The organism is Cellulosimicrobium cellulans, from assembly GCF_016907755.1.
Taxonomy (GTDB): Bacteria; Actinomycetota; Actinomycetes; order Actinomycetales; family Cellulomonadaceae; genus Cellulosimicrobium; species Cellulosimicrobium cellulans_D.
Genome location: NZ_JAFBCN010000001.1, coordinates 1,392,341 through 1,415,999 on the forward strand (window position 1 = coordinate 1,392,341; position 23,659 = coordinate 1,415,999).

Annotated in this window: 15 protein-coding genes; 5 read left to right on the forward strand and 10 right to left on the reverse strand. The window is 72.1% G+C overall.

Translation table 11 applies throughout. The features are described 5' to 3' along the window. Positions 1-82: 82 nt before the first annotated feature. On the forward strand, positions 83-2,365 hold the full coding sequence (locus JOE63_RS06025) for a SpoIIE family protein phosphatase (RefSeq protein ID WP_307839963.1): 2,283 nt from the start codon (positions 83-85) through the stop codon (positions 2,363-2,365). Between the two features lie 36 nt (positions 2,366-2,401). On the opposite strand, the gene JOE63_RS06030 is transcribed toward JOE63_RS06025, so the two are convergent. From JOE63_RS06030 to JOE63_RS06055, 6 genes are all read right to left on the reverse strand, one after another. After that, a complete protein-coding gene (locus tag JOE63_RS06030) occupies positions 2,402-2,875 on the reverse strand; it encodes an ATP-binding protein (RefSeq protein WP_204539925.1) in 474 nt (157 codons plus the stop codon). Next, positions 2,872-3,204 carry an STAS domain-containing protein gene (locus JOE63_RS06035; protein WP_307839964.1) on the reverse strand — a complete coding sequence of 111 codons (333 nt, stop codon included), beginning with the start codon at positions 3,202-3,204 and terminating at the stop codon, positions 2,872-2,874. The genes JOE63_RS06030 and JOE63_RS06035 overlap by 4 nt, the downstream gene beginning before the upstream one ends. Before the next feature lie 148 nt (positions 3,205-3,352). Then, a complete protein-coding gene (locus JOE63_RS06040) occupies positions 3,353-5,494 on the reverse strand; it encodes a beta-galactosidase (RefSeq protein ID WP_204539928.1) in 2,142 nt (713 codons plus the stop codon). A gap of 143 nt (positions 5,495-5,637) precedes the next feature. Continuing rightward, positions 5,638-6,978, reverse strand: coding sequence for an ABC transporter substrate-binding protein (locus JOE63_RS06045; protein WP_204539931.1), 1,341 nt, complete (start codon positions 6,976-6,978; stop codon positions 5,638-5,640). An 82-nt stretch (positions 6,979-7,060) separates the two neighbouring features. Next, positions 7,061-8,005, reverse strand: a complete 945-nt coding sequence (locus tag JOE63_RS06050; RefSeq protein WP_204539934.1) for a carbohydrate ABC transporter permease — start codon at positions 8,003-8,005, stop codon at positions 7,061-7,063. 2 nt (positions 8,006-8,007) lie between these two features. Further along, on the reverse strand, positions 8,008-8,946 hold the full coding sequence (locus tag JOE63_RS06055; RefSeq protein ID WP_204539937.1) for a carbohydrate ABC transporter permease: 939 nt from the start codon (positions 8,944-8,946) through the stop codon (positions 8,008-8,010). A 315-nt stretch (positions 8,947-9,261) separates the two neighbouring features. On the opposite strand from JOE63_RS06055, the gene JOE63_RS06060 reads away from it, so the two are divergent. Continuing rightward, entirely contained in the window at positions 9,262-10,245 is a 984-nt protein-coding gene (locus tag JOE63_RS06060; protein WP_204539940.1) for a LacI family DNA-binding transcriptional regulator, read from the forward strand. Positions 10,246-10,306: 61 nt separating this feature from the next. On the opposite strand, the gene mmsB is transcribed toward JOE63_RS06060, so the two are convergent. The 3 genes from mmsB to chvE form a co-directional block, all read right to left on the reverse strand. Next, positions 10,307-11,485, reverse strand: a complete 1,179-nt coding sequence (gene mmsB / locus JOE63_RS06065; RefSeq protein WP_204539942.1) for a multiple monosaccharide ABC transporter permease — start codon at positions 11,483-11,485, stop codon at positions 10,307-10,309. Further along, entirely contained in the window at positions 11,482-13,062 is a 1,581-nt protein-coding gene (mmsA, locus tag JOE63_RS06070; protein ID WP_204539945.1) for a multiple monosaccharide ABC transporter ATP-binding protein, read from the reverse strand. Before mmsA ends, mmsB begins: the two co-directional genes overlap by 4 nt. A 79-nt stretch (positions 13,063-13,141) precedes the next feature. Further along, entirely contained in the window at positions 13,142-14,296 is a 1,155-nt protein-coding gene (chvE, locus tag JOE63_RS06075; RefSeq protein ID WP_204539948.1) for a multiple monosaccharide ABC transporter substrate-binding protein, read from the reverse strand. A gap of 417 nt (positions 14,297-14,713) precedes the next feature. Between chvE and JOE63_RS06080 the strand changes: the two genes are divergently transcribed. The 3 genes from JOE63_RS06080 (at position 14,714) to JOE63_RS06090 (ending at position 22,695) form a co-directional block, all read left to right on the forward strand. After that, positions 14,714-17,620, forward strand: coding sequence for a glycosyl hydrolase family 95 catalytic domain-containing protein (locus JOE63_RS06080; protein WP_204539951.1), 2,907 nt, complete (start codon positions 14,714-14,716; stop codon positions 17,618-17,620). Between the two features lie 124 nt (positions 17,621-17,744). Beyond that, complete coding sequence (locus JOE63_RS06085) at positions 17,745-22,025, forward strand: family 43 glycosylhydrolase (protein WP_204539954.1); 4,281 nt, start codon at positions 17,745-17,747, stop codon at positions 22,023-22,025. Between the two features lie 43 nt (positions 22,026-22,068). After that, complete coding sequence (locus JOE63_RS06090) at positions 22,069-22,695, forward strand: hypothetical protein (protein ID WP_204539957.1); 627 nt, start codon at positions 22,069-22,071, stop codon at positions 22,693-22,695. Between the two features lie 3 nt (positions 22,696-22,698). Here the strand turns inward: JOE63_RS06090 and JOE63_RS06095 are convergent, their stop codons facing one another. Then, the gene (locus JOE63_RS06095) at positions 22,699-23,637 is read right to left on the reverse strand and encodes a glycosyltransferase family 2 protein (RefSeq protein ID WP_204539960.1); all 939 of its coding nucleotides are present in this window, start codon (positions 23,635-23,637) and stop codon (positions 22,699-22,701) included. Positions 23,638-23,659: the final 22 nt, after the last annotated feature.

The window sequence follows — 23,659 nt, forward strand, 5'->3', positions numbered from 1 at the left end:
GACCCGGATCCTCGAGCCCAGGTGGTCCGTCGACCCGCACCGCGGCACCTGCCGGCGTGCGGCGACTCGGACGGAGGACCACGTGACCAGGACGGTCGACGAGCCGGAGCTGCTGGCGCCCGGCGAGGCGGTGGACCTCGACAACTGCGCGCGCGAGCCCATCCACGTGCCCGGCATGATCCAGCCCCGCGGCGTGCTGCTCGTCGTGCGGGAGCACGACGGCGTGCTGCTCCAGGCGTCGGCGAACGTCGCGCGGCACCTGGGCGTCACGGCCGAGGAGCTGGCCGGCCGGCCGCTCGCCGACGCGCTGGGCGCGGACCCGGCTCGCCGGTTGCTCGACCACGCCGCGAACGTGGGCGACCTCGCCACGCGCAACCCCGTGACGCTGCCCCTCGACCGCTGGGACGGGACACCGCGCGCAGTCGACGCGGTGCTCCACCGACCCCCGCTGCCCGCGGACGGGCCGGAGCCGGAGCCGGTGCTCGTCGTCGAGCTCGAGACCGCGGCGGGCGCGCGCCCGCTGACGTTCCCCAACACGTACCTGGCCGTGCGGCACGCGCTACGCGACCTCGAGCGCGCCGCGACGCTCGACGAGCTGTACGACGACGCGGCCCGGCACGTGCGTGAGCTCACCGGGTTCGACCGGGTGATGATCTACCGCTTCGACGCCGCGTACAACGGCGAGGTGGTCGCCGAGGCGCGCCGCGAGGACCTCAACGCGTTCCTCGGGCTGCACTACCCGGCGTCGGACATCCCGCCGCAGGCCCGCGCGCTGTACGAGAAGAACTGGATCCGGCTCATCGCGGACGTGGACTACGCGCCGCAGCCGGTCGTGCCGACGCTCCTGCCGACCACGGGTGCACCGCTCGACCTCACCTACTCCACGCTCCGCAGCGTCTCGCCCATCCACCTCGAGTACCTGCGCAACATGGGCGTGCGCGCGTCGATGTCGATCTCGCTCCTGCGGGAGGGCAGGCTGTGGGGGCTCATCGCGTGCCACCACTACGCCGGTCCGCACGAGCCGCCGTACGAGGTGCGCACGGCTGCGGAGTTCCTCGGCTCGGCGCTCTCGGTCCGCCTCGTCGCGCAGGCGGAGGACGAGCGCGAGGCCGAGGTGCGGCGCGCGGAGGGCGTCCTCGCCCACCTCGCCGCCGACAGCCGCGACGAGAGCGTCCCGATCGGCACCGCGCTCACGCGCTCCGGGTGGCTCCGCCGCCTCGTCCGGGCGGACGGCGCGGTCGTCGTCGCCGAGGGCGGCCTCATCAAGGTCGGCAACGTGCCCGACGAGGACGGGTGCCGCGCGCTCGTGGCCTGGGTGCTGGGCCACGGCGAGGACCTGGTCGCGACCGAGGCGCTGGGCCGCGACGCGCCCGAGGTGGCGGCGCTCGCGCCCGACGTCGCCGGGGTGCTGGGCATCGTGCTCCCCGAGGGGCAGGTCGTCGTGTGGGTGCGTGACGAGGTGCTGCGGCACGTCGACTGGGGCGGCGACCCGTACAACAAGGCGATCGCGCAGCGCGAGGGCGAGACGGTCCGGCTGAGCCCGCGCAAGTCGTTCCAGCGTTGGCGCGAGGTCGTGCGCGGCCACAGCGCGCCGTGGACGTCGGACCAGACCGACGTCGCGACGTCGTTGCGCGGCCACCTCGTGGAGGCGCTGTACGTGCGCGGGCGCAAGGCCGTGCGGGCGACGGAGGAGCTCCAGCGCAGCCTCCTGCCGGCGCTCCTGCCCGACGTCCCGGGCTGGACCCTGCAGTCCCGCTACGAGTCCGCCGGCACCGGTCTGGTCGGCGGCGACTGGTACGACGCCCTCGTGCTCCCCTCGGGCCGGCTCGCGCTCGTGGTCGGCGACGTCACGGGGCACGGGCTCCAGGCGGCCGCGACGATGGGCCAGCTCGGCACGACCCTGCGCGCGGCGCTCGTGAGCACGGGATCGGCGGTCGAGGCGGTGGCGCGGCTGGGTGAGGTCGCCCGCTGGACGCTGCCGGGCGAGGTCGCGACGCTCGCGGTCGCGCTCCTGGACCCGGAGAGCGGCGTCGTCGAGCACGTGTCGGTGGGCCACCCGCCCCTGCTCGTCGTCGGGCCGGACGGCACGACGGCGTGGGCCGAACGCGCGAGCGTCCCTCCGTTGGGGATCGTGGACCGCGTCCCGACGGCGCGCGTGCTCCAGGTGCCGCGCGGGGGAGCGCTCGTGCTCTACAGCGACGGGCTGGTCGAGCGTCGGGGCGAGTCGATCCGGGACGGGCTGAGGCGCCTCGCCGGGGTCTTCAGGGCGGGACCGGACGTGGACGTCGACGGCATCGTCACCGCGGCGCGCGACCCGCGCTCCGCCGACGACGCGACGCTGCTCCTGGTGCGCCGCGACGCCTGAGCGCGTCGCGGCGGGTCAACGGGCAGCCGACAGCGGTCAGCCGACGGGGAGGAGCGCGCTGCGCACCGAGGCCCCGGCACGGAAGACCGGGACATCGAACCGCGCCCACACGTGCTTCTCGCCGGTACCGGCCCGGCACCAGCCGACGGCCGTCGACGCCCGCTGGGCGAGCACCAGGCCGAACCCGCCCGCGCCCGGTGAGCGCCGACCGGCGACCACGGGCGCGTCCGGCGAGTGGTCGACGACGTCGACGACGAGCTCGCGCCCGTCGCTGAGCAGCCGGACGCGCGTGGGCGGCAGGCCGTGGCGCAGGGCGTTGGTGGCGAGCTCGCTCGCGACGAGGACGACGCGCTCCGGCGTCGCCTCGAGCGCGCGGTCCGGCGGGAGCGGCCCGCCCGTGAGCAGGCGGTGCAGGCCCTCGCGCAGCGTCGCGAGGTCGCCCAGGCCGCGCAGCGGCCAGGAGCCGATCTCGACGAAGCCGACGGGGACCGCGGCGTGCTCGACGCTCACGCGCCGCCCTCGCCGGTCGTGTCGTCCGCGAACTCGAAGAGGTCGACGACCCCGCTGAGCTCGAGCAGGTCGCGGACGCGGCGCGGGACGCGTTCCAGCACGGGAGCTCCCGAGCCCGCGGTCGCGGCGTGGTACAGCAGCCGCAGGCCGCCCGAGTCCATGAAGGTCACCTCGCCGAGGTCGACGTGGATGCGCTCGTTCGCGGACTGTGCGATCCGCAGCAGCTCGTCCTCGCGCCGGGCCTGGACCGCGGCGTCGATCTCGCCCCGCATCGTCCAGCGCGTACCGCCGCTCGTCGTCAGGACGTCGCCGCTCGTCGTCGGGGTCACCGTGGTGCGCTCCTCCTCGTCCCGGCACCGTGCCGGGCACCCGGGACACGGTACGCGGACCTGCCGACGCTCGCCCTGCGATCCGCCGCGTGGCGCGGGCATGGCCGGATCAGGCCACCTGTCCCTCGCGCCCGCGGCGGAACGGGTCTCACCGCCGCGAGGCGTGATCGGCGTCGCGGCGGACGACGGCGACACCGCGCGGCTCGAGCAGGAGCACGCCGTCCGCCGTGCCCGACGGCGCGAGGCGCCGGCCCGTGAGGACGTCGCCCGGGACGTCGGGCACCTCGACCGGGTGCGTCGTGCGGTTGACGAGGAACCAGAAGTCGTCGGTGCCGTCCGTGCGCACCGCGAGCTCGACGTCGCCGCGGACGGCGGCGGGCAGCTCGCTGCGCACGCCCGCGTCGTCGAGCAGGCGGGCGAGCACGGGGACGAGCCCGAGGCGGCCGAACCGCGTGGAGACGTACGCGGCCGAGCCCGCGCTGTCGCCGGACCGGACGGTCCGGCGGGTCACCGCCGCGCGCCCGGCCTGCTCGCCGGTCTTGTACCAGCCCAGCACGTCGACGTCGGGGTCCACGACGTCGACCGGCTCGGTCCACAGCGTCCCCTCGAGCTGCTCGCCCGCGACCTCGACGGTCGCGCTCTCGCCGTCCAGGAGCGGGGCGAACTCCTCGACGCGGATGCCGAGCAGGTCGCGCAGCGCACCGGGGTAGCCGCCGAGCCACGCGTGGTCGTCCTGGTCGACGACGCCCGAGAAGTAGGTCGTCACGAGGTGGCCGCCGCCCTCGACGAACGCCGTGAGGCGGTCGCGCAGGTGGGCCGGGACGACGTGCAGCACGGGGGCCACGACGACGTCGTACCCCGCGAGGTCCGTCGCCGTCGGCACGACGTCGGCGCGCACGCCGAGCGCGAGGAACGCCGAGTACCAGTCGAGCGCCTCCTGGCGGTAGCGCAGCCGGTCCGTGGGGTGGGAGTCGAGCTCGCTCGTCCACCACGAGTCCCAGTCGAAGACGATCGCGGCGCGCGCGGGCTTCTGCGCGCTGCCCGCGACGGGCGCGAGGTCGCGCAGCGTCGCACCGAGCGCGACGACGTCGCGGAAGAGACGTGAGCGCTCACCTGCGTGCGGGAGCATGCCCGAGTGGTACTTCTCGGCTCCCGCCGCGGACTGCCGCCACTGGAAGTAGCAGACCGCGTCGGCGCCGTGCGCGACGTGCGTGAGCGAGTCGCGCGCGAGCTCGCCCGGCTTCTTCGCGACGTTGACGGGCTGCCAATTCACCGCGCTCGTCGAGTGCTCCATGAGGAACCACGGCCGGTGCCGGGCGATCCCCCCGGTGAGGTTGGCGGAGAACGAGAGCTCGTCCAGGGCCTGCGGGCCGGGGAGCACGTAGTGGTCGTTGGAGACGAAGTCGAGCTCGTCCGCCCAGGCGGCGTAGTCCATGCCCTTCGTCTCGCCCATGACCATGAAGTTCGTCGTCACGGGGACGTCGGGCGTCGTGCGGCGCAGGATCGCGGCCTCCGCGCGCAGGTACTGGCGCAGCGCGTCGGACGAGAAGCGCTTGAAGTCGAGCTGCTGGGTGGGGTTCGGGTGCGACGCCGCGAGGCGCGGCGGCAGGACCTGCTCCCACGCGCTGTACCGCTGCGACCAGAACGCCGTGCCCCACGCGTCGTTGAGCGCGTCGAGGGTCGTGTAGCGCTCGCGCAGCCAGGTGCGGAAGGCTGCGGCGGCGTCGTCGGAGAAGTCGTCGACGTTGTGGCAGCCGAGCTCGTTCGAGACGTGCCACGCGACGAGCGCCGGGTGGTCGCCGTAGCGCTCGGCCATGCGCTCCACGAGGCGCAGCGCGTGCTCACGGAAGACCGGCGACGTCGGGCGCCACTGCTGCCGGGCGCCCGGCCACAGGGTCTCGCCCGTGCGGGTCTGGGGCAGGATCTCCGGGTGCTTCGTCGTGAGCCACGGCGGCGGCGAGGCCGTCGCGGTCGCGAGGTCGACGCCGATGCCGTGGGCGTGGAGCAGCTCCATGACCTCGTCGAGCCACGCGAAGTCCCACGTGTCCTCGGTCGGCTGGATCCTGGCCCACGAGAAGATCGCGAGCGAGACCACCGTGACGCCCGCCTCGCGCATGAGCCGCACGTCCTCGGCCCAGACCTCGCGCGGCCACTGGTCCGGGTTGTAGTCCGCGCCGTAGGACAGTCCGGACGGCGCGTACGTGCCGGTCGTGCCGTCGGTGGTCACCGTGCCCGGCGGCGTGTGCGGCCCGGGACGGCGCAGCCAGCGGAACGGGGTGGGGGTGGACATGCAGGCTCCTCAGGTGCTCGGAGAGCGATGGGCGGCAGGTGCGCCGTCGGTGGGGGCCGCGTGGTCGTGCCGGGAGGCACGACCACGCGGCTGTCAGGGGCAGGGCCGTCGGGCGCCCCGGCAGGCGCCCGACGGGGACCAGGTCACTCGTTGACGGTGAAGCCCTGCTCGGTCCCGTACTTCGCGGACGCGTCCTGCCAGGCCGTGAGGCCCTCGGCGAGGGTCGTGTCCGACACGTAGGCCTGGCCGACGGTGTCGTTGAAGATCGAGTTCGCGTAGACCTGGAACGGCAGGTAGGACCAGCCGTCGACGACGTCGGCGGCCGACTGCGCGAGGACCTCGTTGATCTTCTGGCCGCCGAAGTACTCCGACTCGTAGCCCTGGAACTCGTCCGAACCCAGCTCGGCCGTCGTGGCCGGGAACGCGCCGCCGTCGACGCGCGCCTGCACGCCGTCGCCCGCGTTCGCGTACTCGAGGAAGCCGTAGGCGAGCGCCTGCTGCGAGCTCGCGGCGGTCACGGACAGGGCGGAGCCGCCGTTCTCCGAGCTGGCCGACGCGCCCTCCTCCCACTGGGGGAGCGGGGCGACGCGCCACTTGCCGGCGCCGTCGGGCACGCCCGACTCGAGGTTCGCGGGCATCCAGGCGCCGATCGCGAGCGTCGCGATCGTGCCGTTGCCGAGGCCCTGGTACCACTCGTCGCTCCACGAGCTGACCGGCGCGAGCAGGTCCTCGTCGAGGAGCGTCTGCCAGGTCTCGGCGAACTGCGTGCTGCCCTCGTCCGCGAGGTCGATGGTCACGTCGGTGCCGTCGACCCGGAAGGGCTGGCCGCCGGCCTGCCAGATGAGCGACGTCGTGAAGCCCGCGTCGCCGGTGTCGTTGGTGATGTAGACGTTCGGGTCCGCGGCGTGCAGCGCGCGGGCCGCCTCCACGAAGCCGTCCCACGTCGTCGGCACCTCGATGCCGTGCTGCGTGAAGACCTCCTCGTTGTAGAAGAGGGCCATGGGGCCGGAGTCCATGGGGAGGCCGAAGATGCCCTCGCCCTGCTGGACGGCGCTCCACGGGCCGGGCGTGAACGTCCCGTCGAGCTGGTCCGCGCCGAGCGAGGAGAGGTCGGCGAGCGCGTCCGAGAGGGCGAACTGGGGGAGCGCGTAGTACTCGACCTGCGCGACGTCGGGCACGCCCTTGCCGGCCGCGATCGCGTTCTGCAGCGCCGTGTACTGGTCGTTGCCGGTGCCGGCGTTGACAAGCTCGACGTCGACGTTCGGGTACTTCGCCTCGAAGTCGGTGACGACGTCCTCGAGCGTGGGCTCCCAGGCCCACACCGTGAGGCTGCCGCCCTCCTCGAGGGCCGCGGCGACGTCGTCGGCCGAGCCGGCGTCCGCGCCGGAGTCGTTGCCGCCGCCGGAGCTGCAGGCAGCCAGGGCGAGCGTGACGACGCCGGTGGCGGCGACAGCACGCAGGGCGCGGGTGGTACGGATGGACATGAGGATTCCTCTCACTTCGTCGTCAGACGGATCGGGTGGTGCACACGCGCTGCGGGCGGCAGGGCATGGGGTCGGGGTCCGGTCACTCCTTGACGGACCCGGCCGCGAGGCCGGACTGCCAGTGGCGCTGGAGGAGCAGGAAGGCGGCGACGAGCGGGAGGATCGTCAGCAGCGAGCCGGTGATCACGAGGTCGAAGATCGCCTCGCCGCCCGCGGTCGCGGCCTGCGCGTTCCACGCGTTGAGGCCGAGCGTCAGGGGGTACCAGTCGGGGTCCTTGAGCATGATCAGCGGCAGGAAGTAGTTGTTCCAGGTCGCGACCATGGTGAAGAGCAGGACCGTGACGATCCCGGGCGCGAGCAGCGGCAGGGAGACCTGGAAGAACGTGCGGCCCTCGCTCGAGCCGTCCACGCGCGCCGCCTCGAGCAGCTCCGTCGGGATCGACTCCGCCGCGAACACCCACATGAGGTAGAGGCCGAACGGCGAGATGAGCGACGGGATGATGACGGCCCACGGGGTGTTGGTGAGGCCCATCTGGCTGAACATGAGGAACGTCGGGACGGCGAGCGCGGTGCCGGGCACGGCGACCGCGCCGATGACCGTCGCGAAGACGCCGCGCTTGCCCGGGAAGTCGAACTTGGCGAGCGCGTACCCGCCGAGGACGGCGAGGAACGTCGCTCCGCCGGCGCCGAGCACGACGTACAGGAGGGTGTTGGCGAACCAGCGGCCGAAGATGCCGTCGTCGTACGTGAGGGTGCGCGCGATGTTGTCGAACAGCGCGAAGTCGCCGCTGAACCACAGGCCGAACGAGCTGAACAGGCTCGACTGCGTCTTGGACGCGTTGACGACGAGCCAGAAGAGCGGCACGAGCGCGTAGACCAGGACGATGCCGGCCAGGACGGTCATCAGGACGCTGCGGCGCGGGCGGGCCACGCTGTGGGGGGCGCGCGAGCGCAGGCGCACGGGCTTGCGCGCCGTCGTGCGGGCCGTGGCGGGGACCGCCGGGGTCGAGGGGGTCGTGGCGGTCATCGTCAGGCCTCCTTGCGCATGCCGCGCAGCTGGACGACGTAGGCCACGATCATCGTGAGGACGCCCATGATGATGGCGACGGTCGCCGAGTAGTTGTACTGCTGGCCGGAGAACGACAGCGAGTACGCGTACAGGTTCGGGGTGAAGTACGTCGTGATGGCGTTCGGCGCGAGGCTCTGCAGGATGCTCGGCTCGTTGAAGAGCTGGAAGGAGCCGATGATCGAGAAGATCGTCGCGATCACGAGCGAGCCGCGGATCGCGGGGATCTTGATGGCCCGCACGACCTGCCACTGGGACGCGCCGTCGAGCTCGGCCGCCTCGTAGAGCGAGGTGGGCACGACGCGCAGCGCCGAGTAGAAGATGAGCATGTTGTAGCCCACGAACTCCCAGGTCACGATGTTGCCGATCGACAGCAGCACCCAGTCCGGGGACAGCGGGTTCGCGATCGACGTGCCCAGCGCGTCGTTGATGTTCGCGACGAGGCCGAACCGCGTCCCGTACATGAAGCCCCACATGAGCGTCGCGACGACGGCCGGGACGGCGTAGGGGAGGAAGATCGAGATCCGGAAGAAGTTGCGCCCGTACAGGCGCCCCGAGTCGATCGCGAGCGCGACGAGCAGGGCGATGCCGAGCATGATCGGCACCTGGACCACGAGGAACAGCCCGACGCGCGACACGCCCGACCAGAACTGCGGGTCGGAGAACGCTCGCGCGTAGTTCTCGAACCCGACGAACTGGGTGCCGCCCACCATCTGCGTGCGGAACAGGCTGAGGTAGATCGAGTAGGCGATCGGTGCCAGGAACACCAGCGCGAAGACCGCCATGAACGGGCCCACGAAGCCCCAGCCGGTCCAGGAGCGCCGTCGGCGCCGGACCTGCCGGGACGAGGCCGCGTCGACCGGCGGCCTGTGGGCTGCCACAGGCGGGGACGTCGTCGTCATCGTGCTTCCTTGCTGTCAGTGCGATGCGGGGCCGGCGAGTAGGTCGTCGGGGAGCCGCTCCGAAGGCGGATGGTTACGTAAACATCCGCTGTGGACGAGAATCGCACTATCGTCGGTGAGGCGTCAAGGCGCGAAGGTCGGCGTTGCCGGATGGTTATAGTTCGGGAGCGCTCCCAGGGGGCGCGACCGAGGAGGTGACTGCACGTGCGAACGTCTGCATCCGAGCCGCAGGAGACACGGGGGGCCCCCACCCCGGGTGCGGAGGAACCAGCCGACGGTCGGCCCGTGCGGCGGCCGCGACCGCGACGGGTCTCCATGGGTGACGTGGCGCGTCACGCCGGGGTCTCGCCGCAGACGGTCTCGCGCGTGTCCAACGGTCTCGACACCGTGGTGGACGAGACCCGCGAGCGGGTCCTGGCCTCGATGCGAGAGCTCGGATACCGGCCGAACAGCGCGGCGCGCGCCCTCAAGAGCGGCGAGTTCCGGACGATCGGGATCATCCTCTTCACCCTCTCCACGACGGGCAACGTCAGGACGGTGGAGGCCATCGCCGCCTCGGCCGCGGCACAGGGGTACGCGATCACGCTCATCCCCGTCACGGTCCCGACCCAGGAGGGCGTCCGGGGGGCGTTCACGCGGCTGGGAGAGCTCGCCGTCGACGCCGTGATCCTGCTCCTGGAGGTGCACCTCCTGGACACGGCGCGCGTCAGCATCCCGCCCGGGGTCCAGGTGGTCGTCGCGGACTCGGACGCGGGGGAGCAGTACACGGTCGTCGACACCGCGCAGGCCGACGGCACGCGGCAGGCGGTGCAGCACCTGCTCGAGCTGGGGCACTCCACGGTGCACCACCTCGCCGGTCCGCAGGAGTCGTACGCCGCCGAGCGCCGGGCCGCCGCGTGGCGGACGACGCTCGAGGAGGCCGGCCGGGAGGTCCCGCCCGTCGAGCGCGGCGACTGGTCGCCGACGTCCGGCTACGCGGCCGGGCTGCGGCTGGCGGCACGGGACGACTGCACGGCGATCTTCGTCGCCAACGACCAGATGGCCCTGGGGCTCGTCCGGGCGCTGCACGACAGCGGCAAGCGCGTCCCGGAGGACGTGAGCGTCGTGGGGTTCGACGACCTGCCCGAGTCCAGCGAGTTCCTGCCGCCCCTCACGACGGTCCACCAGGACTTCGCCGAGGTGGGTCGCCGACTCGTCACGCAGGTGCTCCGGCAGGTCCGCGAGGGCGTGCACGAGACGGGGACCGACCTCGTGCCCACGCGCCTGGTCGTGCGGGCGAGCACCGCCCGTCCGGCATAGCCCTGCCACCGACGACGCTCGTCGCCGGCCCGGTCCGGGCGCGGCGACGAGCGCGGGTACGTCACCGCACGGCGTTCGCGCGCCGCTTGTTCCAGACGTCGAACGCGACGGCCAGGAGCAGGACGAGCCCCTTGACCATCTGCTGCGTCGACTGCGGGACGCCCATGAGCTGCATGCCGTTGCTCATGACCGCCATGATCAGACCGCCCACGATCGCGCCGGTCACCCGGCCGACGCCCCCGGTCGTCGACGCCCCGCCGATGAAGCACGCGGCGATCGCGTCGAGCTCGAACATGTTCCCGGCCCCGGGCTGGGCGCCGTTCATGCGCGAGGAGTAGACGACGCCCGCGACGGACGCGAGGAAGCCCATATTGACGAAGACCCAGAAGGTGACGCCGCGCACCCGCACCCCGGAGAGCTCGGCCGCGTGGAGGTTGCCGCCGATCGCGTAGACGTGGCGACCGAACACCGACCGCTGCGTGACCAGCGAGTACACGATGATCAGGACGGCGAGGAGGACGAGCACGTAGGGCAGGCCCCGGCTGCGGGAGAGCTGGTACCCGAACCACATGACGACGAGGGCGACGGCGAGGACCTTGCCCAAGAACAGCGGCGCGGACTCGACGACCTGGCCGTACGCCATGCGGCCCGTGCGGCTGCGCCACTGGCTCACGGCGTAGCCGACGACGGCGACGGCGAACACGACGAGCGTGAAGACGTCGACGCCGTAGCCACCCAGGAGGCCGTTCATGAACCCGTTCGCGATGTCGTAGTACGTGCCGCCGAACGGGGAGAGCGAGACGTTGTCGAGCACCTGGTACGTGAGCCCGCGGAAGAGGAGCATCCCCGCGAGGGTGACGATGAAGCCCGGGATGCCGACGTAGGCGACCCAGAACCCCTGCCAGGCCCCGACCAGCAGGCCGACGACGAGCGCGGCGCCCACCCCCACCCACCAGGGTGCGCCGTTCTTGATGACCAGGACGGCCGAGACGGCGCCGGTGAGGGCGACGACCGACCCGACGGAGAGGTCGATCTGCCCCGCGACGATGACCATGATCATCCCGACCGCGAGGATGAGGATGTAGGAGTACTGGAGGATGATGTTGGTGATGTTCCCCGGGCTCAGGAAGTTGTCGTTGAGCACGGCGAAGAGCGCGACGATCGCGACGAACGCGACGACGATCCCGCTCTGTCGCACGTTCCTGGTGACGAGCTCTCGAAAGCCGGCAATGGCCGTCATGACGCGTGTTCCTCCGTCGGTTCCGGTGTGGTGAGGGGTGCTGGCCGGTGGCGCTCGAGCGTCATGAGCTCCATGAGGCGTTCCTGCGTCGCCGCCGCCCGGGGCAGCTCCCCGGTGATGCGCCCGAACGCCAGGGTGTAGATGCGGTCGCTGATGCCGAGCAGCTCCGGGAGCTCGGACGAGATGACGATCACGGCCTTCCCGGCCGCGACCATGCGGTTGACGAGCGTGTAGATCTCGTACTTCGCCCCGACGTCGATGCCGCGGGTCGGCTCGTCGAGGATGAGGACGTCGGGGTCGGTGAAGAGCCACTTCGACAGGACGACCTTCTGCTGGTTGCCTCCGGAGAGCTTGCCGACCACGGACATGACGCTCGGCGCCTTGATGTTCATGTCCGCGCGGTACCCCTCGGCGACCCGGACCTCCTCGTTCCCGTCGACCCAGCCGCGCCGGGAGACCTTGGCCAGGGCAGCCGCGGTGACGTTGGTCCGGACGTCCTCGATGAGGTTGAGCCCGTAGCGCTTGCGGTCCTCCGTCGCATAGGCGATCCCGTGCCTGATCGCGTCGGAGACCGTCCGCACCTGGATCTCGCGCCCATGCTTGAACAGGGAGCCGCTGACGTCGCGTCCATAGGACCGGCCGAAGATGCTCATGGCGAGCTCGGTGCGCCCGGCGCCCATGAGCCCGGCGACGCCGACGACCTCGCCCGCGCGGACGACGAGGCTGGCCTCGTCGACGACGCGCCGGCCGGGCTGGCTCGGGTGGTGCACGGTCCACCGCTCGACGCGCAGGACCTCGTCCCCGACCTCGGGGGTGCGGGCGGGATAGCGGTGCTCGAGGTCCCGGCCCACCATCCCCCGGATGATGCGCTCCTGCGTCGCCGCCGGGTCCGTCATGTCGAGGCTCTCGACCGTGCGCCCGTCGCGGATGATCGTCGTCGTGTCGGCGATCTCCGCGATCTCGTCCAGCTTGTGGGAGATGATGATCGAGGTGACGCCCTGGGCCTTGAGCTGCCGGAGGAGCCCGAGCAGGTGCTCGGAGTCGGTGTCGTTGAGCGCCGCCGTCGGCTCGTCGAGGATCAGGAGCCGCACCTTCTTGGAGAGCGCCTTGGCGATCTCCAAGAGCTGCTGCTTGCCGACGCCGAGCTGCCCGACGGGCGTCGTAGGGCTCTCGTGCAGGCCGACGCGGCGCAGCAAGGCCTCGGCCTCGGCGTTGGTGCGGTTCCAGTCGACCAGGCCCCAGCGGCTCCGGACCTCGTTGCCGAGGAACATGTTCTCGGCGACGGAGAGGTAGGGGACGAGGGCGAGCTCCTGATGGATGATGACGACGCCGCGCGCCTCCGAGTCGTTGATCGACGCGAACCTGGCGGGCTCGCCGTCGAGCAGGATCTCCCCTCCGTACGTCCCGTGGGGGTAGACGCCGGACAGCACCTTCATCAGCGTGGACTTGCCGGCGCCGTTCTCACCGCAGATCGCGTGGATCTCGCCCTCGGCCACGTCGAGCCGCACGTCCTGGAGGGCCTTGACGCCCGGGAACTCTTTCGAGATGCCGCGCATCTCGAGGATCTGACGGGTCATGCTCTCACTCCTTGTGGGCCGCCCCGGCGCAGGAGCCTGCGCCGCCTGCGCCGGGGGCGGGTTCGGCTGACGGCTCGAGCTAGTCGGCGACGCCGGAGTCGACCTCGGCCTGCGTGTAGTAGCCGGAGTCGACGAGCAGGCCCTGGATGTCCTCCGCGAAGACGGTGTCGACCTCGAGGAGGTACGCCGGGACGACCTTGACGCCGTTGTCGTACGTCTCGGTGTCGTTGGCCTCGGGCTCCTCGCCCTCGACGAAGGACCGGGTCGCGGAGACCGCGCTGTCGGCGAGCTTGCGGGTGTCCTTGAAGATCGTCGACGACTGCACGTCGTCGGCGATCAGCTTCACCGAGGCGATCTCGGCGTCCTGGCCGGTGACGACCGGGAGCCCCTCGGTGATCGTCGGGCCGAGCCCGACACCCTGGAGCGCGGTGATGATCCCTCGGGAGAGGCCGTCGTACGGCGAGAGCACCCCGTGCAGGACGGTGCCGTCGGCGTAGGTCGAGGTGAGGAGGTCCTCCATGCGCTTCTGGGCGGCCTCCTGCGACCAGCGGAGGGTCGCCACCGTGTCGAAGTCCACCTGGCCCGACTTCACGACGAGCGTGCCGTCGTCGATGAACGGCTGGAGGGTCTCCATCGCACCGTCGAAGAAGAACGTCGCGTTGTTGTCGTCCGGCGAGCCGGCGAAGAGCTCGATGTTGAAGGGCCCGGGGGCGTCGCCGGTCGGCGTGCCGTCGCGGTCCGTGACGCCGAGCCCGTGGAGCAGCGCGTTCGCCTGGGCGACGCCGACGGCGTGGTTGTCGAACGTCACGTAATGGTCGACGTGCTCGCTGTCCCGGATCAGGCGGTCGTACGCGATGACGGGGATCCCCGCCGCGCCCGCCGCGTCGAGCTGGCTGCTCAGCGCCGTGCCGTCGATCGAGGCGATGACGAGCACGTCCACGCCGGCCGTGATCATCGAGTCGATCTGCTGCGTCTGCGTCGGGATGTCGTCGCCCGCGAACTGCAGGTCGACGTCGTAGCCGAGCCCCTCGAGGCCTTCCTTCACCGCGTCCCCGTCGGCGATCCATCGCTCCGACGTCTGGGTCGGCATCGCGACGCCGACGGTCACGGTGCCGTCCGCATCGACCTCCCCGTCGCCGCTCCCCGTGCCGGCGCCGCCGCCCCCGCACGCGGTGAGGACCAGCGAGGCCGCCATCGCGGCGCTCGCGGCGGCGACCAGTCGTGTCTGTCGCATCGTTGCGCTCCATTCGTCCGTCCGGCGCGACGGCGTCGTGCCCGCGCCTCGGTGTCGTCTCGCCAGGGGTCTGGCCGAGCTCCGGACACCCTGGATTCCCGGGTTCGCAAAAGTCAATGCATTCCAACATCACTAAACATATATCAACGAAATCCAACGTCTCCGTGTCGGGGAGCGGTCGGGTGAAAAGGTCTCGCCTGCCGGGCTGCCGGCGCCTCGACCTGCGCCCGACGCTTGACAGCGCCGTGACCCGTCGGCACGATGTTTGCGTCACCATCGGCTAGATCGTGCGGTAGGGCAATCAATGGAAGGCGCCCCGCGCATGGTCCGGTCGACCGTGCCCGGCACCTGACGCGACGTCGCGGAGGGCCGCTCGGCGCTCCTCCACCGACGACGACGTCTTCCGGAAGGACAACCATGGGGTTTCCCGACATCCAGCTCGACCGACGAGGGTTTCTCACCGCGTCCGCCTACGCCGCGGGCGCCGTGCTCCTCGCCAACGGGGCGCTGGCCCCACGTGCCGCCGTCGCGCTGGCGGGACCGGACGCCCTGCCCGAGCGCGGACTCTTCGACGCGACGCCGGGCCACGCCTGGACCGACGCGTTCCTCTCCGGCAACGGCGAGGTCGGCGCCATGGTCTACGGCACGCCCGACGCGGAGCGCGTCGTCCTCAACCACCACCGCTTCGTGCTGCCCAACGGCACCCGCGACCTGCCGCCGCCCGACCTCTCGGCGCGGTTCGCGTCCGTGCAGGACAAGGCTCTGGCCGGCGACTACCGGGGCGCGACCGAGGAGTTCACCGCCGGCTGGCACCTCCGGTGGACGCAGTCCTACCACCCCGGCTACGCGCTGCGCCTGGACGCACCCGAGATGGCGGGAGCCACGGGCTACCTCCGGTCGACCGACTACCGGACGGGCGAGATCGTCCACTCCTGGACCGGGCCGGGCGGCACCTGGACCCGCCGGGTCTTCGTCTCGCGGGGCAGCGACGCCGTGGTGCACGTCCTCGTCCCGCCGGCCGGTCGCACGGTCGACCTCGTCCTCGGCGCCGACACGGCCCTCCCGGGGACCCCGAGCGACGTCGGCTACTCCGTCGCGACCCAGACGAGCGGCCGCAACGGCTACCTCACCGTGCGCGGGACGTACCCCGCGGGGCAGGGGGCGTACGGGTTCGAGGGCGTCACCCGCGCCGTCGTCACCGGCTCGGGCTCGTCGGTCAGCGCCGCGGGGCCGACGCTGGTGGTCCGTCGGGCGGCGCGCCTCGTCCTCCTCACGAAGCTCGGCCGCTACGAACGCGCCGGCGAGTGGGACGCGCGCCCGTTGCACTCTGCGCTCGCCGTGATGCTCGTCGACTACGACGCGCTCCTGCGCCGGCACCTCCCGGAGCACCAGGCGCTCGTCGACGGCTCGACGCTGCGGCTGGCCGTCCCCGACGCGGACCGGAGCCTGGACGCCTCGGGCCTCACGGCGCGTCAGAACGCGCACCGCGCGGTGCTCGACCTCGCGCTGCTCGAGGCCATGTACGACTCGGGCCGCTACCTCTTCGCGAGCTCGTCGGGCGTCCTGCCCCCGCGGCTCACGGGCATCTGGAGCGGCGAGTGGGGGGCGGCGTGGGCCGACGACTTCACCACCGACGCGAACGTCAACCTCCAGGTGGCCGGCGGCAACATCCTCACGCACGACGCGGCCGCGATGCGCGGGTACTTCGAGCTCGTGCTCGGACAGCTCGACGACTGGCGGACGAACGCGCGCCGCCTCTACGGCGCGCGCGGCTTCCTCGCCCCCTCGCGCACGGACGGCGAGAGCGGGTACATGCTGCACTTCGACGCCGACTTCCCGGGGCACGCCTGGACCGGCGGCGCGGACTGGCTGCTCTACCCCCTGATCGAGTACGTCCAGGTCAGTGGTGACCAGGAGTTCTACCGGACGCGGCTCGCTCCGGTGCTCATGGAGCTCGCGCTCTTCTACGAGGACTACCTGAGCCGCACGGACTCCGAGGGCAACGCGGTCTTCGTCCCGTCCTTCTCGATGGAGAACTCGCCGTCGTCGACCGGCGCGATGCTCTCGATCAACGCGACCGGAGAGATCTCTGCAGGCCGCCACGCGCTGCAGTCCGCCATCGACGCGGCGAACGCGCTCGGGGTCGAGCAGGGCGACGGGGAGGGCGTCGCGCGGTGGACGGCGCTCCTCGAGAGGATGCCGGGGTACGTCGTGAACGGCGACGACGCCCTGGCCGAGTGGTCGTGGCCGGGACTGACGGACCGGTACAACCACCGCCACGTCCACCACCTGTACGGCGCCTGGCCCCTGCACGAGCTCAACCCGGAGGACGAGCCGCGCCTCGCCCAGGCTGCGCACCGTGCCCTCGTCGTGCGGGGCGACGAGAACGTCTCGGGCCACGGCAGCCTGCACCGCGCGCTCGCTTACGCGCGTCTGAAGGACGGGAACGGCGTCCACGACAACCTGCGCAAGATCCTCGGGTCGAACATGGTGTTCCGCTCGTTCATGACGTCGCACAACCCCGAGCTGCACACGTTCAACGCGGACTCCGCGCACGCGATCCCCGCGGTGGTCGCGGAGTCCCTCGTCTGCTCGCGGCCGGGGTTCCTCGAGCTCCTCCCCGCGGTGCCGGACACGATCTCGTCGGGAGAGATCACGGGCGTGCGCGGGCGGAACCGCGTGCTGGTCGACACGCTCTCGTGGGACCTGGGCGCCCGCCGGGCGAGCGCTCGGCTCGTGTCGGCGGTCGACCAGGACCTCACCCTGGTGTCGCGCCGCGGCATCGTGTCGATCACCGTGAGCGGCGCGAACGCCACCGCCTCGCCGCTCGGACCCCATGCCCGCACCCTCGCCCTGCGCGAGGGCGTGCCCGTCGAGATCGAGATCGCGCTGTTCCCCGGTGCCTGCCGGCTCGTCAACCGCGCGAGCGGCAAGGTGGTCGACGTCGACGGTGCGTCGCGCGACGACGGCGCCGGGGTCCTCCTGTGGCCGTGGAACGGCGCGGCCAACCAGCGCTGGCGGCTCCGCCCCGGCTACGGCGGCGGCTTCGCGCTCGTGAGCCTCCACAGCGACAAGGCGCTCGAGAGCCCGGGCTCCGTCACGACCTCCGGGCACCCGCTCGCGCAGTGGACCGACGGCTTCAGCCCCAACCAGTGGTGGCGACCGGTGCCGGCGTCGTCCGGGGCGTACCGCCTGGTCAACGTCGAGACCGGCCTGTGCCTCGACGTCGCGGACGGCTCGACCGACGACGGCGCGTTCCTCGTGCACAACCCGGTCGACGCGACGGCGGCCAGCCAGGAGTGGCTGGTCGAGGCCGCGCCCTGAGGGCGCTCCTGACCCCTCCGGGCCGACCGGGTCAGCACCGCCGGACCCATGCACCACCCCACCCCACCCCCACCACGGGGACGGCACGACGGCGTCGTGCGCGCCCCCGAGAACGGAACCGACGATGAAGTCCAGAAGAACCGTGCCACCGCTACGGAGGCTCGCGGCCGCGACGAGCGCGACGGCGCTCGTCGCCTCCGGGGCGTTCGTGCTCGTCCCGGCGGCCACCGCGGCGACGCCCGACGTCGTCCTCGCGCCCAACCCCGCCTACGCGGGGACCGACTTCAAGGGCTGGGGGACCAGCCTCGTCTGGATGGCGAACGCCACCGGCGACTACCCCGCCGAGCTGCGGGACCAGCTCGTCGACATGGTCTTCGGTGACGACGGCCTGAACCTCAACATCGCGAGGTACAACGTCGGCGGGGGCAACGCCTCCGACGTCCCGGCGTACCTCCGGCCGGGCGGCGCGGTCCCCGGGTGGTGGAACCCCGACGCCCCGCTGAGCGACGACCAGGGACCCATCAGCTCGAGCTTCGCCGACCGCGACCGCTTCCGCGCCGCCTGGACGGGCGACGCCGCGAGCGACTACGACCTCACGGCCGACTCCGCGCAGCTCGCCTGGGTCGCCGCGATCAAGGACGACGTCGACACGTGGGAGGCGTTCAGCAACTCGCCCCCGTACTTCATGACGAACAGCGGGTTCGTCAGCGGGGGCCAGAACCCGGACCAGGACCAGATCCGTACCGACTCGGTCGACGAGTTCGCGAAGTACCTCAAGACGGTGGTGCAGCACGTCGAGGAGTCGCAGGGCATCGAGTTCGACACGATCGACCCGCTCAACGAGCCGAACACCAACTACTGGAAGACGACGCTGGGCTCGGACGGTTGGCCCACCTCGGCGAGCAGGCAGGAGGGCGCGCACGCCGGCCCCGCCCTGCAGTCCCAGGTCATCGAGGCGCTCGAGGCCGAGCTGGCGAAGCCGGGCACGACGACGGGCGCGAAGATCTCCGGCCCGGACGAGACGAACCCGGGCCGGTTCGTCGAGGACTGGAACGGCTGGACGGCCGAGACGAAGGCGATCGTCGACCAGCTCAACGTCCACACGTACTCGACGAACGACCGCCACCTCGCCCGCGACGTCGCGAAGTCCACCGGCAAGCCGCTGTGGATGAGCGAGGTCGAGGGCAACTGGGGCGGTGACTGGTGGAACCCGGCCTCGATCGACAACGGCCTGGGGATCGCCGACCTCGTCAACGACGACCTGCGCGAGCTCGAGGCCGAGGCGTGGGTGCTCTGGCAGCCGGTCGAGGACCTCTACAACATGGAGAAGGTCGAGAAGAAGAACTGGGGCTCGATCTTCGTCGACTTCGACTGCGACGCCGAGGGGAACTCGGCGCGTCGTCTCGCGGACGGCGACCCCGACCCGTCGTGCGGCGTCGAGGTGAACTCGAAGTACAACACGCTCCGGAACTTCACCCACTACATCGAGCCGGGCGACCGCCTCGTCCGGGTGGACGACAACGACACGACGGCGGCGATCGACGGCGACGGCTCGGGCGCGACGCTCGTCCACACCAACCACGGCGACTCCGCGCGGACGGTGCAGATCGACCTGTCGATGTTCGGTGAGGTCGGACCCGGTGCGACCGTCACGCCCGTCGTCACGACCGCGTCGCCCGAGAGCGACCGCACGGCGAACGCCCTCGTCGCGGGCAGCCCGGTCGCGGTCGACCCGGAGACGAGGTCGGCGGTCCTGACCGTCCCGGCGAGGTCGGTCACGACGTTCGTCGTCTCCGACGTCTCGGGCGTCGCGCCCGAGGCGCCGGCCCTGCGCGACGGGGCGACCTACACGATCACCGGCGTGCAGAGCGACCGACCCCTGGCGGCCGGAGAAAGCGGCGCTCGGCTGGCGTCGGGCGACCCGGACGAGGCGCGGTCGTGGACCGCGACGCGCGTCGGCGACGAGTCCGGCACCGCCCGTGACCGGTTCGTGCTGCGCACCGACGACGGGCGTGCGCTGGCGGCCGACGCGTCGGGCGGCACGACGTTCGCCACGGTGACGGACGAGGAGGCTGTGTCCGACGCGAGCGTGCAGTGGCTCATGACGTCGACCGACGGCAGGACCTTCTCCCTGCTCAACGCGGCGCGCGGCCAGGTGCTCGACGTCGCCGACGCCTCGACGGACGCCGGTGCCAGGGTCGGCCTGTGGAGCTCGAACTGGGGCGCGAACCAGGCGTGGACGCTCGACGAGCCGCGCGACGCCGTCACCGACTACACGAGCTTCCGGCCCGGCCAGGAGTGGCTCGACGACAACGGCCAGGTGATCCAGGCGCACGGAGGCCAGGTCGTGCCGTCGAAGGACGACGACGGCCGGACGATCTACTACCTCTACGGCGAGGACCGCACGAACGGCTACCACTCGGCGCCCGGAGTCCACGTCTACAGCTCGTACGACCTCTACAACTGGAAGGACCAGGGCGTGGCGCTGCGCGCCATGACCTCGACGGACCAGTTCGAGTCCGACCCGTACTTCCGGTCCCTCTACGGGAACTACACGCAGGCGCAGCGGGACGCGGTGTACCGCGACCTCGGCACGGTGCCCGTCGACGGCGTGACACCGCCGATCATCGAGCGGCCCAAGGTGATCTACAACGAGAGCACCGGCAAGTGGGTCATGTGGGCGCACATGGACGGCCCCTGGGGCGACTGGACCGCCCAGTACGCCAAGGCGCGCGCCGGCGTCGCGGTCGCGGACTCGCCGTTCGGCCCGTTCCGGTACATCGACAGCTACCGCCTGCACCACGCGCCCGCCGGCGACCCGACCAACAAGGCGGCCGGCAACCCGGGGATGGCCCGCGACATGAACCTGTTCGTCGACGACGACGGGACCGGCTACATCATCTACTCGAGCGAGGAGAACGCGACGATGTTCATCTCCAAGCTCGACGAGGAGTACACCGGTCTCGCGACCGCGCCCGACGAGGCCGTCCTCGGCGTGGACTACAACCGCATCTTCGTCAACGAGTCGCGCGAGTCGCCCGCGATCTTCAAGCACGACGACCGGTACTTCCTCATCACCTCGGGCACGACAGGCTGGTCGCCGAACCCGGCGCAGTACGCGTCGTCGTCCGACCTCATGGGCACCTGGACCACGCACGGCGACCCGTTCCCGTGGTGGGCGCAGAGCAACTCCTGGAACTCGCAGCCGTCGTCGGTGATCCCGGTCGACCGCGAGAACGGGAAGTACGTCTACATGGGTGACCGCTGGAACGGCGGCGGGGACCTCAAGAACGCCCAGATGGTGTGGCTCCCGCTCAACATGGGCGAGGGCGGAGACTCGCTCGCCGTCGAGGTCTGGGACGAGTGGACGCTGGACGACCTCGACCAGTGGGCGGCGTGGGACGTCACGGGCGTGCCCGCGACGGTCCCGGTGGGCGGGGGCCTCGACGTCCCGACGGTGACGGTGACGCAGAACGGCACGGCGACGGAGCAGCCCGTGACGTGGCACGTCGCGGGGTCCTTCGACACGCCGGGCGTCGTCACGGCCACCGGAACGCTCCCCGGGTTCGGCGGTCGCACCTTCACCCGCACGATCCCGGTGGTGCCGGAGGGCCTGCGCTACGCGGTCAACGCGGGCGGCCAGCCGACGTCGGACTGGAGCGCCCTGACGGAGGCGGCCGCCGCGCGCGACCTCCTCAACAGCACGCCCGACCGGGCGCTGGGCGCCGACGGGGAGACGGGGGCGACCTGGGGCTACGAGAGCGACGGCAGCCGGAGCCACGGCTCCGTCGACGGCTCGATGTTCTCGACGCTGCGGTACGCCGTCGAGGGCCGCGACCTCACGTACCGGTTCGCCGGTCTGGAGGAGGGCCGCTACACCGTCTACGCGGGCTACGCGGACCCCTGGGACCAGTGGGACGACCGCGGCGCCCGGGTGAGCGTCAACGGCGCGGTCCGCGAGGAGGACCGGGACTTCGGGGCCGAGGACGCGGTCGGGACGTACGGCGACGTCGTCGTCGACTCCACGGGGGAGATCACCTTCTCGCTGAGCCCGACGCGCGGCGCCGACGTGCAGCTGAGCTGGGTCTGGGTCGTGCTCGACGAGCCCGCCGCACCGTCGCTGGACGTCACGGCCACGGCGGCGACGCGCTGCGTCGCGAGCGGGTCCGTCCTCACGGTGCGCGTGGACAACGCCGAGGACTCCCCGGTCGCGGTGACCGTGACGTCCCCCTACGGCACGCGGTCGTTCCCCGCGGTGGGTGCCGGCAAGGCCGCGTCGCACGTCTTCACCACCCGGGAGCGGACGCTCCCGCCCGGCACGGTCACCGTCCGGGTGAGCGACGCCGCAGGGGGCACCGCCAGCAGGACGCTCGAGGCTCCCTACGAGGAGAGCAGCTGCGCCTGACCGGCCAGGTCCACGACCCATCGAGATCAAGGAGACAAGCACCATGAGCAGGAGAACGAGCATCGTCCGCTGGGCGGCGGTCGGGGCCGGCATCGCGACCTTCGTCGGGCTGACCGGCGTCGCGACGGCCGAGGAGCAGCACGGCGGGGGCGAGGTCGACGTCTCGGTCACCATCCCGGACGCGGGCACGTCCGGGGCGCTGGCCATGAGCGTGGAGAGCGCCGGCACGACCTTGACCGAGAACGGCTCGACCGCGCTCGTCCGTCAGTTCACCGGCACGCTCCCGACCGTCACGATCACCGACACGCGTGCGGCGGAGGAGATCCCCGCCGGGGCGGGCTGGTACGTGCTCGGCACCGCGAGCGCGTTCGAGGGGACGGCGGGCCAGCCGGCGATCGGGCCCGAGCACCTCGGGTGGACGCCACGCCTGCTCGACGGCGGAGAGGCGGGACTGGTCGCCGAGGGCGAGCCGGTGCAGACCGTGCTGGACACCGAGGCGGACGACCCCTTCGGCCTCGTCGACCAGGAGCTCCTCGCGCTGGCCATCGACTCGCAGGAGATCGCCGCCGAGGGCCGCTGGACGGCCACCGCGGACCTCGTCCTGCGGACGGCCGCCGACGTCGACCCGGGTGAGTACACCGGGGTCGTGACGCTCTCGCTGTTCGAGTAGGCGTCACCGACCACCGGGAGCAGCGGTCCCCGCCGCGGCCCCGGTCCCGGCCCGTCGCCCCTGCGGGCGGCCGGCCGGGACCGGGGCCGTCGTCGGTGACGAGCGAGCCGTGCAGACGCGGACGGCGGAGGCCAGCCCCCCGTCCCCGTACGTCACCTCGGGGAGCGGGACGCGGGGGTCCTCCGCGAGCAGCGCCTCCCACGTCGCCCGGAGCTCGATCGCACGACTCTCGACGCCCAGGATCGCCTCGCTCAGGTGCCGTGCGAACACTCCGCGGTGCTTGTCGATGATCCGCCCGTAGATCTCCAGGCGGCTGCTCATGGAGCGCACGTTCGCCGAGGCCGGAGCGGTCCGGTACCGGATCAGCGGCTCGGGCACGATCGCGACCCGACCGCCCGCGCCGAGCAGGCCGAGGAAGAAGTCCCAGTCCTCGAACCCGTCGAGCATGGTCTCGTCGTACCCGCCCGACGCGTACCAGGCGTCGTGGCGCAGCACCGCGGTGGCCGGGCACGCGTTGCGGTGGAGGAAGTCCACGACGGCTCCGCCGCCCGGGCGCACGACCGTCTCGAGCACACCATGGGTCCGTAGCCACGACGAGGCCGCGACGACCGACGCGTCGGCGTCGAGGAGCGCCGTCGTCCGCTCGAGGAACGTCGGCTCCATCTCGTCGTCGCCGTCGAGCACGGCGACGTACCCGGTGTCGGCGAGGGCGATGCCGATGTTCCTCGCCGCGGACACGCCGGCGTGCGGCACCCTGACGACGCGCGCCCGTCCCGACGCGGCGATCTCGCTCAGCACGTCCTGGGACTCGGGATCGGTCGAGCCGTCGTCAACGACGACGACGGACCGAGGCGGGAGCGTCTGGCGGGTGACGGACGCGACGGCGGCGTCCACGAGCCCGCGCTGGTCGTACGACGTGACCACGACGCTGACGTGCGGCAACTGCTCTCCTTCGCGTGGCGGG